The sequence below is a fragment of the Deltaproteobacteria bacterium genome (genome assembly GCA_016875395.1).
Classification (GTDB): Bacteria; Myxococcota_A; UBA9160; order UBA9160; family UBA6930; genus VGRF01.
This window is the reverse complement of the sequence record VGRF01000021.1, coordinates 30,857-43,177: the sequence shown is the minus strand read 5'-3', so window position 1 is coordinate 43,177 and position 12,321 is coordinate 30,857. Positions and strand designations below refer to the sequence as shown.

17 protein-coding genes and 1 pseudogene are annotated in these 12,321 nt (G+C 71.2%); 7 read left to right on the top strand and 11 right to left on the bottom strand.

Annotated elements, in window-relative coordinates; all coding sequences use genetic code 11:
* Nucleotides 1–16: 16 nt before the first annotated feature.
* The 3 genes from FJ091_15550 to FJ091_15540 form a co-directional block, all read right to left on the bottom strand.
* Nucleotides 17–1,243: a hypothetical protein gene (locus FJ091_15550; GenBank protein ID MBM4384766.1), complete on the bottom strand. Its 1,227-nt coding sequence runs from the start codon at nucleotides 1,241–1,243 to the stop codon at nucleotides 17–19.
* Nucleotides 1,244–1,346: 103 nt separating this feature from the next.
* Nucleotides 1,347–1,799, bottom strand: a complete 453-nt coding sequence (locus FJ091_15545) for a PH domain-containing protein (protein ID MBM4384765.1) — start codon at nucleotides 1,797–1,799, stop codon at nucleotides 1,347–1,349.
* Nucleotides 1,783–2,574 carry a DUF4184 family protein gene (locus FJ091_15540; protein ID MBM4384764.1) on the bottom strand — a complete coding sequence of 264 codons (792 nt, stop codon included), beginning with the start codon at nucleotides 2,572–2,574 and terminating at the stop codon, nucleotides 1,783–1,785. Before FJ091_15540 ends, FJ091_15545 begins: the two co-directional genes overlap by 17 nt.
* Nucleotides 2,575–2,691: 117 nt before the next feature.
* On the opposite strand from FJ091_15540, the gene FJ091_15535 reads away from it, so the two are divergent.
* Nucleotides 2,692–3,159 (top strand): 8-oxo-dGTP diphosphatase, encoded by a 468-nt coding sequence (locus FJ091_15535; protein MBM4384763.1) that lies wholly within the window; start codon nucleotides 2,692–2,694, stop codon nucleotides 3,157–3,159.
* 47 nt (nucleotides 3,160–3,206) lie between these two features.
* On the opposite strand, the gene FJ091_15530 is transcribed toward FJ091_15535, so the two are convergent.
* The 4 genes from FJ091_15530 to FJ091_15515 form a co-directional block, all read right to left on the bottom strand.
* Nucleotides 3,207–3,872 (bottom strand): class I SAM-dependent methyltransferase, encoded by a 666-nt coding sequence (locus FJ091_15530; GenBank protein MBM4384762.1) that lies wholly within the window; start codon nucleotides 3,870–3,872, stop codon nucleotides 3,207–3,209.
* Nucleotides 3,873–3,881: 9 nt separating this feature from the next.
* Nucleotides 3,882–4,178: a cupin domain-containing protein gene (locus tag FJ091_15525; protein ID MBM4384761.1), complete on the bottom strand. Its 297-nt coding sequence runs from the start codon at nucleotides 4,176–4,178 to the stop codon at nucleotides 3,882–3,884.
* Between the two features lie 108 nt (nucleotides 4,179–4,286).
* Nucleotides 4,287–5,168 (bottom strand): hypothetical protein, encoded by an 882-nt coding sequence (locus tag FJ091_15520; protein ID MBM4384760.1) that lies wholly within the window; start codon nucleotides 5,166–5,168, stop codon nucleotides 4,287–4,289.
* A 98-nt stretch (nucleotides 5,169–5,266) separates the two neighbouring features.
* Entirely contained in the window at nucleotides 5,267–5,740 is a 474-nt protein-coding gene (locus tag FJ091_15515; GenBank protein MBM4384759.1) for a hypothetical protein, read from the bottom strand.
* 106 nt (nucleotides 5,741–5,846) lie between these two features.
* Here FJ091_15515 and FJ091_15510 point away from each other — a divergent pair, with 106 nt between their 5' ends.
* Complete coding sequence (locus FJ091_15510; GenBank protein MBM4384758.1) at nucleotides 5,847–6,050, top strand: hypothetical protein; 204 nt, start codon at nucleotides 5,847–5,849, stop codon at nucleotides 6,048–6,050.
* 97 nt (nucleotides 6,051–6,147) lie between these two features.
* Nucleotides 6,148–7,401 (top strand): PD40 domain-containing protein, encoded by a 1,254-nt coding sequence (locus FJ091_15505; GenBank protein MBM4384757.1) that lies wholly within the window; start codon nucleotides 6,148–6,150, stop codon nucleotides 7,399–7,401.
* A 3-nt stretch (nucleotides 7,402–7,404) separates the two neighbouring features.
* Here the strand turns inward: FJ091_15505 and FJ091_15500 are convergent, their stop codons facing one another.
* The 3 genes and pseudogenes from FJ091_15500 to FJ091_15490 all read right to left on the bottom strand — a co-directional run bounded on the left by FJ091_15500 (nucleotide 7,405) and on the right by FJ091_15490 (nucleotide 8,963).
* Entirely contained in the window at nucleotides 7,405–7,899 is a 495-nt protein-coding gene (locus FJ091_15500) for a GNAT family N-acetyltransferase (protein ID MBM4384756.1), read from the bottom strand.
* Nucleotides 7,896–8,594, bottom strand: a pseudogene (locus tag FJ091_15495) (amino acid racemase). Before FJ091_15495 ends, FJ091_15500 begins: the two are co-directional and overlap by 4 nt.
* 3 nt (nucleotides 8,595–8,597) lie before the next feature.
* Complete coding sequence (locus FJ091_15490; protein MBM4384755.1) at nucleotides 8,598–8,963, bottom strand: VOC family protein; 366 nt, start codon at nucleotides 8,961–8,963, stop codon at nucleotides 8,598–8,600.
* A gap of 89 nt (nucleotides 8,964–9,052) precedes the next feature.
* On the opposite strand from FJ091_15490, the gene FJ091_15485 reads away from it, so the two are divergent.
* Together FJ091_15485 and FJ091_15480 are read left to right on the top strand one after the other, a co-directional pair.
* Nucleotides 9,053–9,667, top strand: coding sequence for a pyridoxamine 5'-phosphate oxidase family protein (locus FJ091_15485; protein MBM4384754.1), 615 nt, complete (start codon nucleotides 9,053–9,055; stop codon nucleotides 9,665–9,667).
* Between the two features lie 23 nt (nucleotides 9,668–9,690).
* Nucleotides 9,691–10,080 carry a hypothetical protein gene (locus FJ091_15480; protein ID MBM4384753.1) on the top strand — a complete coding sequence of 130 codons (390 nt, stop codon included), beginning with the start codon at nucleotides 9,691–9,693 and terminating at the stop codon, nucleotides 10,078–10,080.
* A gap of 65 nt (nucleotides 10,081–10,145) precedes the next feature.
* Here FJ091_15480 and FJ091_15475 read toward each other — a convergent pair whose 3' ends face one another.
* The gene (locus FJ091_15475; GenBank protein ID MBM4384752.1) at nucleotides 10,146–10,955 is read right to left on the bottom strand and encodes a hypothetical protein; all 810 of its coding nucleotides are present in this window, start codon (nucleotides 10,953–10,955) and stop codon (nucleotides 10,146–10,148) included.
* A gap of 152 nt (nucleotides 10,956–11,107) precedes the next feature.
* Here FJ091_15475 and FJ091_15470 point away from each other — a divergent pair, with 152 nt between their 5' ends.
* Together FJ091_15470 and FJ091_15465 are read left to right on the top strand one after the other, a co-directional pair.
* Nucleotides 11,108–11,806, top strand: a complete 699-nt coding sequence (locus FJ091_15470; protein MBM4384751.1) for a hypothetical protein — start codon at nucleotides 11,108–11,110, stop codon at nucleotides 11,804–11,806.
* Complete coding sequence (locus FJ091_15465; GenBank protein MBM4384750.1) at nucleotides 11,806–12,318, top strand: isoprenylcysteine carboxylmethyltransferase family protein; 513 nt, start codon at nucleotides 11,806–11,808, stop codon at nucleotides 12,316–12,318. Before FJ091_15470 ends, FJ091_15465 begins: the two co-directional genes overlap by 1 nt.
* The last annotated feature ends 3 nt before the right edge of the window (nucleotides 12,319–12,321 follow it).

Sequence of the window (12,321 nt, the reverse complement as noted above, 5' to 3'; positions counted from 1 at the left end):
TTGTTATTGCCAGAGGCTAGCGCTCCCAGCCGCGCCCGCGCCGGCCACCGCCGTGCTCTTCGCGCGCGCGTTCGCGTCCGCCGCCGTCGTCGCTGCGCGCTTCGCGCTGGGGCTCGGGGCGCGCGCTCTCTTCGCGCCGCGCGCGCTCGAAGCCGTCGTCGCGCGGTCGCTCGTCGCGGCGCGCATTGCGCGCGGCTTGCTCGATCGCCGCGCGCTCCGCGTGCGCGCGTGCTTGCTGCGCGCGCATCTCGCGCGCGGCTTCGCGCTGCGCGGCGATCTGCGCCTCGTCGCGCCCACCCTCACGGCGCGACTCGACCTCGCGCGCCCGTTGCTCACGCCGCGCACGCTCGAAGGCGCCATCGTCGGCGACGCGCCCGGCCCAGCCCGGCGGGGCCGCGTCGACGTGCTCGCCGCGGTCGCGGCCACGTCCGCGCTCGCGGCGCTCTTCGCGCGGCTCGCGCTGGGGCTCGTCGCGCCGCTCTTCTTGGCGCTCGCGGCCGCGACCCATGTCGGGCTCACCGCGCTCGCGGCGGCCCTCGCCGCTCTCATCCGGCGGACCTTGCTGCGGGCGCTCGCGTCCCTCCCAGCCGTTGTGGCCGCCACGTTCGCCGCGCTCTCGGGGTTCGCCGCGGTCGCCGCGGGGATCGCGGTCGCCCGGCGGGCCGCCGGGCGTCGGGCTGCCGTGCGGGCCGTCGCGCCGGTCGTGCCCGTCGCGATCCCGCCAGTCTCGATCCCGGTCGCGGCGATCGTGGTCGCCGCGATCTCGGTCGCGCCAATCGCGGTCGTCGCGCCGCCGGTCGCGATCGCGGTGGTCGCGATGATCGCGTCGGTCGTTGTCCCAGTCGTAGCGCGGGCGCCGGCCGTGCACGTAGTAGTTGTTATTCACGTAGTACACGGGCCGCGGCCAGTAGCGCGAGTCGCAGCGCTCCCAGCGCCGGTTCCAGTAGCGCGAGCGATTCCAGTAGCCCGAGTGCCAGCGGTAGAAGTACCCGTCGTAGAAGTAGTAGTCGGGATGCCCGAACACGCTGTAGAGGCCGAGGCCCGAGTCGAAGATCAGCGTGACGCCGCTGTTGTAGGAGTGCCGGTAGCCGTGGCGCGGCGAGCGCGGCGGGTAGTCGTAATCGTCGTCGTAGTAGCCGCCGCCCTGGCCGTACGAGTCGCCCGTGACGACGCACGCCGAGAGCGCGCCGGTGGCGCCAATCAGAAGAGCACTGAGAGCCAGCTTGCGAACCGAGCCGCGCATGGTCGCGACCTCCTGCTGCGCGTAGAGACGCGCCGGAGGGCGGAGCCTATTCAACGGCGGCTCCTGCCCTGTGCGCGCCGTCACGTTGCCGCAAAGTTGCAGGTCAGGCCGGGCGCAGGCACTCGCCGTCGGTCCGGAGCTGGGGGCAGCGGGCGGCGAGGGCGCGCAGGAAGCCCGCCCGGTCGAGGGGCGAGATCATGATGCGCCGCTTCCCATACTGGATGAGGAGCCGGTCGAGTGAGCAGGCGGGGCTCGAGAGCGGGTTCGTGCTGGGCTCGACGCTCCGAATCTCGGCGAACGGAACGCGCCAGCGGAACGGGCCGCTGACGATCCGCAGCTCGCTCGCTTCGATCGCGTAGCGCGTGCTGTAGAGCACCCACGGCCCGAGGCCGAGCGCGAGGATCGTCGCGAGCACGACCCAGAAGCCGAGCGGCTCTCGCTGCGAGACCCACAGCGCGGGGAGCAGCGCCGCGAGCCCGACCGCGCTCGCGATCCAGATCACCGCGACGAGCCAGCCGTCGCGCTTCGAGACGAACACGTCACTCGGCGACTGCATTGCGAACTCCTGACCGCGGACTCGGCGCGTTCCACCACCACACCGTGTAGGCGGCGAGCAGCGCGAGCGCAGCGCTCATCGCAACGACGACGGCGGCGCCGATGAACGCGCGGATGTCGACCAGCCGCGCGCTCGGCGGAGCGACGATCGCCGCCGCGATCGTCGCGAGCGGGCCGATCCCGCCGAACGCGACGAGCGGCGCGAGGCGGCGCACGGTCGCCGCACGCATCCAAGTCGGCGGCAGCTCGCCGCGCGGGGTACGCGCCAGCCAGCCGCGCAGCCACCACGCGAGCAGCAGCGCACCGACGGCGGTGCTCACGTGCTGAAGCAAGTTGAAGCCGCGCACGGGGAAGCCGAGCAGCTCGAACAGCACGAGGTTCAGCGGCGCCACGAGGTTCACGCCCGCTTGGTGCTCATGTGTGAACGAGTCCCACGCCACGTGGGTGAACGCACCGAGCGCGACCGAAGCACAGATCGCGGCGAGTGACGCCTGCGTGCCGCGGCGCGGAATGCGCGCGGCGAAGGCGGCCGGCAGGAGATCGATCCACGCCGCGCGCAGCCAGCGCCGGAACGCGAAGTAGATCGCGCTGCCGACTGGCAGGCTGAAGGTGAGAACACTGAGGAAGGTGTGCGTGTGCCAGCGCAGATCGCCGCCGCCGACGAAGTAGGGGAAGTCGGGCGTCATGCTGCCGATCACGAGCGCGGAGAGCACGGTCCACGGCAGCGCGCGCTTCAGCGGGACGGCAGCAGCGGCGTGCGACAGCGTGAACGGCATGTGGTGGGGATAACCTCGCGCGACCCGAAGTTCTCGGCTGTTCGCGGAGCGCAGTTGACCCACGGCGAAGGCGCAGGGGACGATGCGGGGGTGACCGCGCCGCGCACACTCGCAGACATCGATTGGGCTCGCTGGACCGGCGTGCCGTGCACGCTCGTGTTCGTCGTGCGCGGCGGAGAGGTGCTGCTGATCCGCAAGAAGCGCGGCCTCGGCGCGGGCAAGGTGAACGGCCCAGGCGGCAAGATCGACGCCGGCGAAACACCCCTCGCCGGGGCGGCGCGCGAAGTGCGCGAGGAGGTGCGCGCCGCGCCGCTCGGCCTCGAAGCTGCCGGCCGCGCGCGCTTTCAGTTCGCGGAAGGCTATGCGACCGACGTGCACGTCTTCCGCGCGAGCGGCCTCGAGGGCACGCCCGCGGCGACGCCCGAGGCCGACCCGTTCTGGGCGCGACTCGACGCGATCCCGTACGCCGAGATGTGGGAGGACGACGCGCTCTGGCTCCCGCACCTCCTCGCCGGCCGCGCGTTCGCAGGGCGCTTTCTCTTCGACGGCGACGAGCTGCTCGATTGGGCGATCGAGCTCCACTGAGAATCGCCCCTCTCGGGTCTGACCCCGAAAGGGACGATTCCGCCATTTCACGGCAGCTCACCCCACGCGATCCAGTGCCGGTCCGACACCACCTCCAGCGCGAAGTGACCGAGGCCGGCAGCGGCAAGCTGCGCGCGGACTTCAGGTTCGCGGTAGGCGGCGCACAGCGAGGCGTAGAAGTCGCGCTGCAGCACGTCGGGCTCGTGGCTCGCTTCGCGCGCAACGAGCGCGCGCGCTTCCGCTTCGCTCGTGGGCCGTAACAAGTCGCCTACGAACACGCGCGCGCCGCGTGCGCCGAAGCGCTTCGAGCTCTCCCACAGCGCCGCGGGCTCGCGCAGGTGGTGCAGCAGCGAGCTCGAGTAGACGAGCGCGTAGTCGCGCGCGGGCGGCGCGTCGTCGGGCAGGTACGCGCGCGCGAAGCGAACGCGCGCCGCGAGGCCGCGCCTCGCGGCGCCTTCGCGTGCGAGCGCGAGCATTGCCTCGGCTCCGTCCACGCCGTCGATCGCGAGCTGCGGCAGCGCCGCCCCCACGCGGAACGTGATGTCGCCTGGCCCGCAGCCGAGATCGAGCGCACGCCCGCGCAGCTCGGCCGCGTGCGTGCGCTGGCACAGCAGCGCGACGAAGCGGTCGTGCGGCGCGGCGAAGTCCGCGCGCGCATAGGCGAGCGCCTGCGCGGCGTCGTCCATCAGCTCCGGCTCGGGAACGCGCTCCATCGCGAATCGTCAGTGAGCAGGGCCGCCCGAGGCGAAGAACACGAGCAGCGTGATCTCCTCCTCGATCTCGAAGAACGAGTGCTGCGAAGTCGCGCGCACGTAGAGCAGCGAGCCGGGGCCGACCTTGCGCTCTTCGCCGCCCAAGCGCATGCGGCCCTTGCCGCGCACCACGAGGTAGACCTCGTCCTCGTCGTGTGGCGACTGCAGATCCTTCGCGCCGGTGGGCAGCGTGTAGATGCCGCACGAGAGCGCAGGCACGCGCAGGAACTCGCGATACGGGCGTCCCGTCGCCTGCTGGTTCTCGATCTCTCGTTCGAGCTCGAACGCCTTCCAGTCGTCGCCCGCCACGGCGCTCCTCCTCTGTGCGCGCAGCGTATCGCGGGCTCCGCCGGACTCCGCTCTCGCCTCGCGCGCTCAGCGCAGCGCCACGCCGTGCTTCTCGAGCAGGCGATACACCGCGGCGCGGCTTCGCCCTAACAACGCGGCCGCGCGGGCGAGGTTGCCGCGAGCGCTACTCAGCGCGGCGAGCAGCTCGTCGCGTTCGCGCGCCTGCTCGGCTTCGCGCAGCGCCGCCACGTTCGGGCGTACTTCAGCGAGCGCGGCGGCGGCGCGCGAGCGCGTGACGGGCTGCCCGTTCGGCACGTAGCCCGCGACGCACTCGAGCGCGCGGCGCAGATCCGCTGCGCTGGCGAGCCACGGCGCGCGGCGCAGCGTGGCGACCGCACCCGCAGTGAGCGTCAGCGCCTCGCGCCGGCGATCACGCGCGACTTCGCGCGCGATGTCGTGGGCGAGCGCCGCAAAGTCTTCGGCGCGCTCGCGCAGCGGCGGCACCACGAGCGCGAAGCGGCGCAGCTCCGCGAACAGTGCGCCGTCGGCGTTCGCGATCGGCGCCGCGCTGCGCGCGCTCGCGAGCACGCGCACGCCGTCGGGCACGTGCTCGAGCCAGCCGCGCCACTCTTGCTGCACCACGAGCGCCGCGCTGTCGAGCTCGGGCACGAACAGCGTGGCGCCGCCGAGCAGCGAGCCTGCGCGAGGCGGCAGCCCGTGCAGCGCGACGAAGGACGCGTGCGGCGTGCGCTGCGCGTGCAGCCAGAGCGCGGCGCGCGTGCGGCCGGAGCCGGGCTCGCCCGCGATCAGCACGGGGCAGCTCAGCGCTGCGGCGCTCGCAAGCTGCTCGCGCAGCCGGCGCGTCGCGAGGGCGCTGCCTACGAAGGCATCGCAGCTGCGCGGCTCGGGAAGCGAGAGCGTTCGGACGGAACGAGGGGTTTCTTCGCGGCGGAACGGGAGCTCGTGCACGGGATCCTCCGAGTGATTAGGGGAGCCCGAGCCTATGCGCGCCGCCGCCGGCAAAGAACGTCAAAGCGCGCTGAAGAGCGCCGAACTTTCCGCGCGGCTCATCCTCTCACGCCGCATGCTGCGAGCTGGGCGAGCGCAGCCTCGGGCGTGAGCTTCCGAGAGGCCGCGCGCGCGGCCGCGGGGAGCCACTCCTCGAGCGCGATCTCGCGCGCTGCGTGATTGCCGCGCTCGGTGTGCTGCTCGACGACGCGCGCGAGCGCCTTCGCCGCGAAGCGATCCGACACGCGCGCGAGCGCGGGCCAGAGCCGGCGGTGCACGAGCGTGCGCTTGCCGGCGACGAGCTTGCAGAAGACCACGTCGGGCGACTCCGCGAGCGCGCACTCGATCGCGTAAATCTCGTGCGCGCGCGGGTGCGCCCACCAGCTGCCGCGGATGGGCTCGCCCGCGATCCACGCCGCGAGCGAAGGCACGTCGCCGCGCGCCGACATCAGCACCACGCCGTGCTTGCGCACGAACGCGAGCGCCTCCCGCGCGGACTTCTTGCGGCTCGTGCGCTCCGTCACACGTCGCATGCGAGCACTCCCGTTCTGCCTCGGCTCGGCCCTGCCTCGCTGCGCGCGGCGAATCGCCGCTTGCGGCGCCGAACGCTTTGAGGACTGCGGCGTAGACTCGCCCATGATGGCAGCAAGACCGCTCTTGATCGGCTGGCTCGTGTCTCGCATCGCGCAGCTGCGCTTCCCGCGCCTGTTCGCGATCACCGCGGCGCTCTTCGCGCTCGACCTCGTCGTGCCGGACCTGATCCCGTTCGCGGACGAGATCCTGCTCGGTCTTGGGACCGCGCTGCTCGGCAGCCAGGCCGATGCGGAACGCAACCGGCCCTGAAGCCGCGGGTTCGAGGTCAGATATGAGAAGTGTCGCGACCGCTCGGCGTGTATCTGCACTCGCGCTGCTCTGTGCGCTTCTCAGCGCGGCGTGCAGCGTGCAGTTCAACGATGACGACGACGATGGCGACGGGCTCTTCAACAGCGAGGAGCGCGACTTCGGCACCGACCCCGACGACGTCGACACCGACAACGATCGCGTGTGGGATGGTGAGGAAGCGTTCGTGTTCCTCACCAACCCGCGCGACACCGACACCGACAACGACGGCATGGACGACCGCGCCGATCCGCGCCCGCGCACGAGCGACGTTCTGCCGCCCACGGAGCACGCGGTGTTCACGCAGAGCGTGGACGGCACGGGCCGCACGCAGCTGGTCGCGACGCGCATGCAGGAGAACCACATCGTGCAGGCGCCTAACAACGGCGGCGTGCTGCTCTACCAAACGTACCTGCAGGACGTGAACGCGGACGGCGACTTCGACGAGGCAGACTTCACGGCGAGCGCGATCGCGCTGATGAATCTGGATGGCTCCCGCCCCGGCCTGCTCACGGACTTCGACGATTCCGGCGCGCGGGTCAACAACGGCTGGATCGACGTGACGCCGCACTGGTCACCCGACGGCACGCGCGTGATCTGGGCGTCGGATCGCCACAACAACGGCGGCGGCCAGCTGCGTCTCTACGTGATGGAGCGCGACGGCGACGACAAGCGGCAGCTCACCTACCAGAGCAACGCGCCCGCGAGCGACGAGCTCGACAGCGACCCGCACTGGAGCGCGAACGACCGCGTCGTCTGGAAGCGCGAGCGCATCACGAGCGGCGCCAAGGCGAGCCGGCTCTACACCGCAACGCTGAACCGCAGCAACTGGCGACTCGAGAACGTCACGCAGCGCACGAATCCGGCTCCGGGCACGCTGAACTTCTTCCCGCCGGGCGACTACGACGCGCAGCTCTCGCCGGACGGCAACTGGGTCGCGAGCTACCGCCACCTCACGAACACGCCCGGCCCGTTCGGCGATTGGGACGTGTTCGTCGGCCGCTTCAGCGACGCCGCGCAGCCCGCGGACTCCTCGCTCACGTTCCTGCTGCCCGACGCCACGATCGCCGACTTCTTCCCGCGCTGGAACGCGGCGGGCAATCGCCTCGCGCTCTGGTCGATCGACTCCACGATCGCGAGCGGCGACGCGACCGACGTGTGGGTGTTCGACCTGAACCTCGCGGGCGCGACGCCGTCCGTAACGACCGAGATCAACGTCACCGCGGGTGCGAGCGGCGGCTGGGCCGAGAGCATGCCGAGCTGGAGCACGAGCTCCGCGACGCCTGACAAGCTCTACTTCTCGGCCTCGCGCTGAGGATCAGCACAGCTCCAGCAGCTGCATCGACACGCGCTTCTTCCCGCCCGCGACGAGCTGCGTGCCCACTTCGCGAAATCCGTGCTTCGCGTGGAAGCGCTGCGACGCGGGATTCGGCGGGTCGAGGTCGTACTCGCACACGACCGTCGAGACTTCGCTCTCGCGCGCGTGTGCGAAGAGCGCGGCATACAGCGCGTCACCGATGCGCTGGCCGCGTTGCGCGGCGCTCACGACGACGCGATCGACATAGAGGAAGCGCGGATAGCGCGCCGCGAACCAGCGGTAGTTCTCGCTGTCGTAGGCCGCGCCTTCGCGGAACGCGAGCAAGAACGCCGCGACTTCGTTGGCGCGACACGCGACGAGGCGCAGCGCCGCTTCGCGATGCAGCGCGGCGAGCCGCACGGCATCGAGCGGGCTCAGGAAATGCACCGACTCTGCGTTCAGCGCGAGGATCGCGGAGAAGTCGGTCGGCCCGGCCGGGCGCAGGACGAGGCTCAACGCGCGCACGCCTCCCGCAGCGCTGCGCGCGCGAGCGTGCGCGTCGAGTCGATCACCGGCAGCGGCGAGTCCGCTTCGCCGACGAGCAGCTGGATCTCGGTGCAGCTGAGCGCCACGGCGTCGCAGCCCGCTTTCTCGAGACGCCGGTTCGCGCGCTGGAAGAAGCGGCGCGAGACGCTCTCGAAGCGGCCGTAGACGAGCTCCGTGAAGATGATCTCGTCGATCTTCGCGCGGTCGTCGGCATTCGGGATCGCGCGCTCGACGCCGACCGCGGCGAGCGGGCGCTCGTACACCGGGCCCTCCATCAGCAGCTTCGTGCCGAGCACGCCGAGCTTCTTGACGCCGCGCTCCTTCGCCACGCGCGCGACCTCCTCGGCGATGTGCAGCCACGGGAGCGGCGAGCGCGCGCGCACGAGATCGAGCGATTAGTGCAGCGTGTTGTCAGGGCAGACCAGGAGCTCGGCGCCGACCTTCGCGAGCTTCGCGGCGGAGTCGAGCAGCATCTCGCCCGCCGCGGCCCAGTCGCCGCGATTGCAGTGCTCCATGTACGCCGCGAGCGGGAACGTGTGCAGCGAGACCTCGGGATGCGCGTGCGGACCTAACAGCTCCGCGCCTTCCACGCAGAGCGTTCGGTAACAGAGCGCCGCGCCCTCGGCGCTCACCGCCACGATGCCGACGTGCTTCGCGCTGGGCATCGGTCACCTCGCTCCGATGCGGTGCAGCGGCGTGCACACGCAAAGCTGGTTGCCGTCGGGGTCGCGCACGCGGAACTCGCGGTTCCCCCACGGCATGTCGAGGGGCAAGGGCGCGTCCACGCCGCGCTCGAAGAATTCGGCATGCCAGGCGTCGACGCTCGGCACGTAGAGATGGACGAGCGCGCCCCCGCGGCCGTCCTCCGCGCGCTCGCTCAGATACAGCAGCAGTCCCTCGCGCGAGAGCTGCGCGAACCGCTCGCCCGCGTCGTTCGCGTGCTCCCAGTCGACGCGAAAGCCAAGCCCGCGCTCGTAGAAGCTGCGGCTCGCGGCCAGCTTCGCGACGCGCAGCGTTGGGACGACGTGGTGCATGGGCGCAAGGTGGCAGCGGAATCTGGCGCGGGCGAGGTGCGCGTAACCTCGGGGCATCCAAGACAGGCGCGTCACCAACGAGGAGCCCCATGGGCAACCGATTCGCCGAGATCGCGTTCACCCCCGCCGTTCAGGCCGAGCAGGAGCGCTACGGCTCTCGCAACAACTACCTGCGCTTCCTCGAGGGCGAGCCGTGGAACGACGTGCTCACCGCGAAGGAGGCGGACTTCATCCACGCGCGCGACGGCTTCTATCTCGCGAGCGTGAGCGAAACCGGCTGGCCGTACGTGCAGTTCCGCGGCGGCGCGCCCGGCTTTCTGCGCGTACTGGACTCGAAGACGCTCGCGTGGGCGAACTTCCGCGGGAATCGGCAGTACGTGTCGACCGGAAACCTCGCCGGCAACGATCGCGTCGCGCTGATCCTGATGGACTACGCGAACCGGCGGCGGCTCAAGGTGTTAGGGACCGCGCGCGTGCGCCGCGCGGGCGAAGACGACGGCCTCGCGCAGCGCCTCGCGGTGCCGGGCTACAAGGGCGAGCTGGAGAGCGTCGTGGAAGTGCGCGTCGCGGGCTTCGACTGGAACTGCCCGCAGCACATCACGCCGCGCTTCACGCTCGACGAGGTGGAGCGCGCGGTGAAGCCGCTGCGCGAACGCGTCGCCGAGCTGGAAGCCAAGCTCGCGAGCTGTGAGAGCGCGCACTGACCGAGCGCGCGAAGCTGCCTGCGATGTGGCGCCGCGCGCTCGCGCTCTGGCTCGCGATCATCGCGGCCGAGTCGGCGCACGGCACGCTGCGCGAGTGGCTGCTGCGCCCCGCACTCGGCGACCTGCGCGCGCGCCAGCTCTCGGTCGTTACGGGCGCGCTCGTGATTCTCGCCGTCGCGACGCTCGGCTCGCGCTGGCTGGCTGCGCGCCGTGCGCGTGAGCAACTGCAAGTCGGCGCGTCGTGGGTAGCGCTCACGATCGCCTTCGAGGTCGCACTCGGCCGCCTCGTCCTCGGTTACGAGTGGCAGCGCATCACCGAGGACTACGATCCGCGTCGCGGCGGCTACCTCGCGCTGGGCATGCTGGTGCTGGCGCTCGCGCCGTGGATCGCGGCGCGCCTGCGACGCTCTTAGGCAGCGCGGCGGCGTTCGGGCACGCGCGCGTGCCGACGCTGCCGCGAGTTGGCTCGATACGAGCGCTAGCGCCAGCGAAGGCGCGCAGCCGCGAGCCCCATGGCGCCCACACCGAGCAGCGCCGCGAGGCTCGGCTCGGGCACGCCGGGCGTACCGGGCGGTCTCGTGCTGATGTTGAACGCGCCCACGCCGTCGATCTCGGGATCGGCATCGACGCCGCCACCGGGGATCGTCAACGACACCTGGCTCGTGCGGATGCCGTAGTAGCGATACGCCTGACTGAACACGTACTCGCGCGTGTAGGCATTCGTGACGCCGAACTCTGCACTACCGCCGCGATACACGACCGAGGGCGCGGTTCCGACGAACGTGTACGTGGGCAAGCCGACGCCGCCTCCGAGCAGGTCGAAGTCGACTACGTCTGAGAGCAGGATGAAGTTGTCGCCGTCGTGACTGCCCCAGACGCTGTACTCCATCACGTCCTGGGCGGTGAAATTGCTTGTGATCGGCCCGCCGGAGTAGTGATCCTGGTGCGTGTAGAGGCGGAGGCTGTCGAAGGCCTGCCCCATGTCCCAGATCATCATCGCGAAGCCCGGATCACCCCGGTTCGCGACGCCGTCGGTTAGGTCGGCTTGGGCGCCAAGGTCGTAGATGTAGGTGCGATACCCGTCGAGAGCAGTGCCGGCCGCGCTGATCCCACCACCGCCGACGCCGGCGACCGACGGGTGATTGGGGTCGTTCGCGAGTAGGTGCGTGCCGAGCGTGACGCCCTGCTGGGGATCGGTCGCGGCTGGCGCGGTGCCTTGGATGTAGAGGGTCGAGGCGGAAGCGGCCCCAGAAAGCGCGAACAAGAGGAACGCCGGAAGGGTCTGCATGCAAGCCTCCTATGTCCGAGGTGGCTCGTCCTCTCCGCTGCGTGGCAGGCTTTCTCGAGATGCGAGTAGGGCGGTCCACGCCACCGGCCGCTCGAGCCGCCGCCGGTGTTGCGGGGACGGAGGGCCTCGCGCCAAAGCCTCACGGAGCCTCGATGCCGGAGTTCGCGATGCCGCCAGTCTCCACGTTCCTCGAGCAGAGCTTCCTCATGTTGGTGGCTGCGGTCGCCGCGTTGTTCGTCGTGACGCAGGCGCGCCTCGGCCATCGCATGCGCGGCGTCGTCGTGGTCGCGCTCTGGCTCGGCGTCGCGGGTGCGCTCGCGCGAAGCGGCGTGCTTGCGGAGCTCTCGCGCATGCCGCCGCCGTTCGCGCTGATGGTGCTCGGCTACGCCGCGGCGACGATCGCGCTCGCCTTCTCGCCGCTCGGCACGCAGCTCGTGGAGCGCGCTCCGCTCGCGTGGCTGGTCGGTTATCAGGCGTTTCGCATCCCGGTCGAGATCATTCTGCACGAGAGTTACGAGGAAGGGCTGATCCCCGTGCAGATGACCTGGTCGGGGATGAACTTCGACGTCGTGACGGGCGTGAGCGCGCTCGTGGTTGCTGCGCTCGCTGCGCGCGGGCGCGCACCCCGCGCGCTCGTCGCGGCGTGGAACGTGCTCGGCTGCGCGCTGCTCGCGACGATCGTCACCGTCGCGTTTCTTTCCGCGCCAACGCCACTGCGCGTGTTCATGAACGAGCCCGCGAACACGATCGTGACCACGTTCCCGTACGTGTGGCTGCCCGCGTTCCTCGTTCAGGCCGCGCTCTTCGGGCACGTGCTCGTGTTCCGCTGGCTGGCGCGCGCGAGGTCGTGATGTGGCTGCGCCATCTCGCGGCGATTGCGCTGCTTCCGTTCTCGGTCGCGGTGCTCGTTCCGCTCTGGCTCGTGCGGCGCAACGGGGTCGTGCTCGCGCTCGGCGACTCGGCGGCCGTAGTGGCGGCGCAGGTCGTGGGCGTGGCGCTGCTCGCGCTCGGGCTCACGCTGTTCGTCGCCTCGCTGCGGCGCTTTGCGAGCGAAGGACACGGCACGCTCGCGCCGTGGGATCCGCCGCGCGAGCTCGTCGTCGCAGGCCCGTATCGCTACGTGCGCAACCCGATGATCTCGGGCGTGGTCCTGACGCTCTTCGCCGAGGCGCTCGTGCTGCTCTCGCTGCCGCATCTGGCGCGGGCCGCCGCGTTCCTCACGCTGAATGCGATCTATCTGCCAATCGCGGAAGAGCCGCAGCTCGCGCGCCGCTTTGGCGCCGCCTACCGCGAGTACTGTGCGAACGTGCCGCGCGTCATCCCGCGCGCCACGCCCTGGACGCCGCCGCGCGCGAGTCATTAGGGA

Bases quoted from the DNA above. Each gene is read 5' to 3' on its own strand.
- FJ091_15550 (MBM4384766.1), bottom strand. From the start codon at position 1,243: ATGCGCGGCTCGGTTCGCAAGCTGGCTCTCAGTGCTCTTCTGATTGGC.
- FJ091_15485 (MBM4384754.1), top strand. From the start codon at position 9,053: ATGGGCAACCGATTCGCCGAGATCGCGTTCACCCCCGCCGTTCAGGCC.
- FJ091_15530 (MBM4384762.1), bottom strand. From the start codon at position 3,872: ATGGAGCGCGTTCCCGAGCCGGAGCTGATGGACGACGCCGCGCAGGCG.
- FJ091_15475 (MBM4384752.1), bottom strand. From the start codon at position 10,955: ATGCAGACCCTTCCGGCGTTCCTCTTGTTCGCGCTTTCTGGGGCCGCT.
- FJ091_15540 (MBM4384764.1), bottom strand. From the start codon at position 2,574: ATGCCGTTCACGCTGTCGCACGCCGCTGCTGCCGTCCCGCTGAAGCGC.
- FJ091_15515 (MBM4384759.1), bottom strand. From the start codon at position 5,740: ATGCGACGTGTGACGGAGCGCACGAGCCGCAAGAAGTCCGCGCGGGAG.
- FJ091_15490 (MBM4384755.1), bottom strand. From the start codon at position 8,963: ATGCACCACGTCGTCCCAACGCTGCGCGTCGCGAAGCTGGCCGCGAGC.
- FJ091_15470 (MBM4384751.1), top strand. From the start codon at position 11,108: ATGCCGGAGTTCGCGATGCCGCCAGTCTCCACGTTCCTCGAGCAGAGC.
- FJ091_15465 (MBM4384750.1), top strand. From the start codon at position 11,806: ATGTGGCTGCGCCATCTCGCGGCGATTGCGCTGCTTCCGTTCTCGGTC.
- FJ091_15510 (MBM4384758.1), top strand. From the start codon at position 5,847: ATGGCAGCAAGACCGCTCTTGATCGGCTGGCTCGTGTCTCGCATCGCG.
- FJ091_15545 (MBM4384765.1), bottom strand. From the start codon at position 1,799: ATGCAGTCGCCGAGTGACGTGTTCGTCTCGAAGCGCGACGGCTGGCTC.
- FJ091_15480 (MBM4384753.1), top strand. From the start codon at position 9,691: ATGTGGCGCCGCGCGCTCGCGCTCTGGCTCGCGATCATCGCGGCCGAG.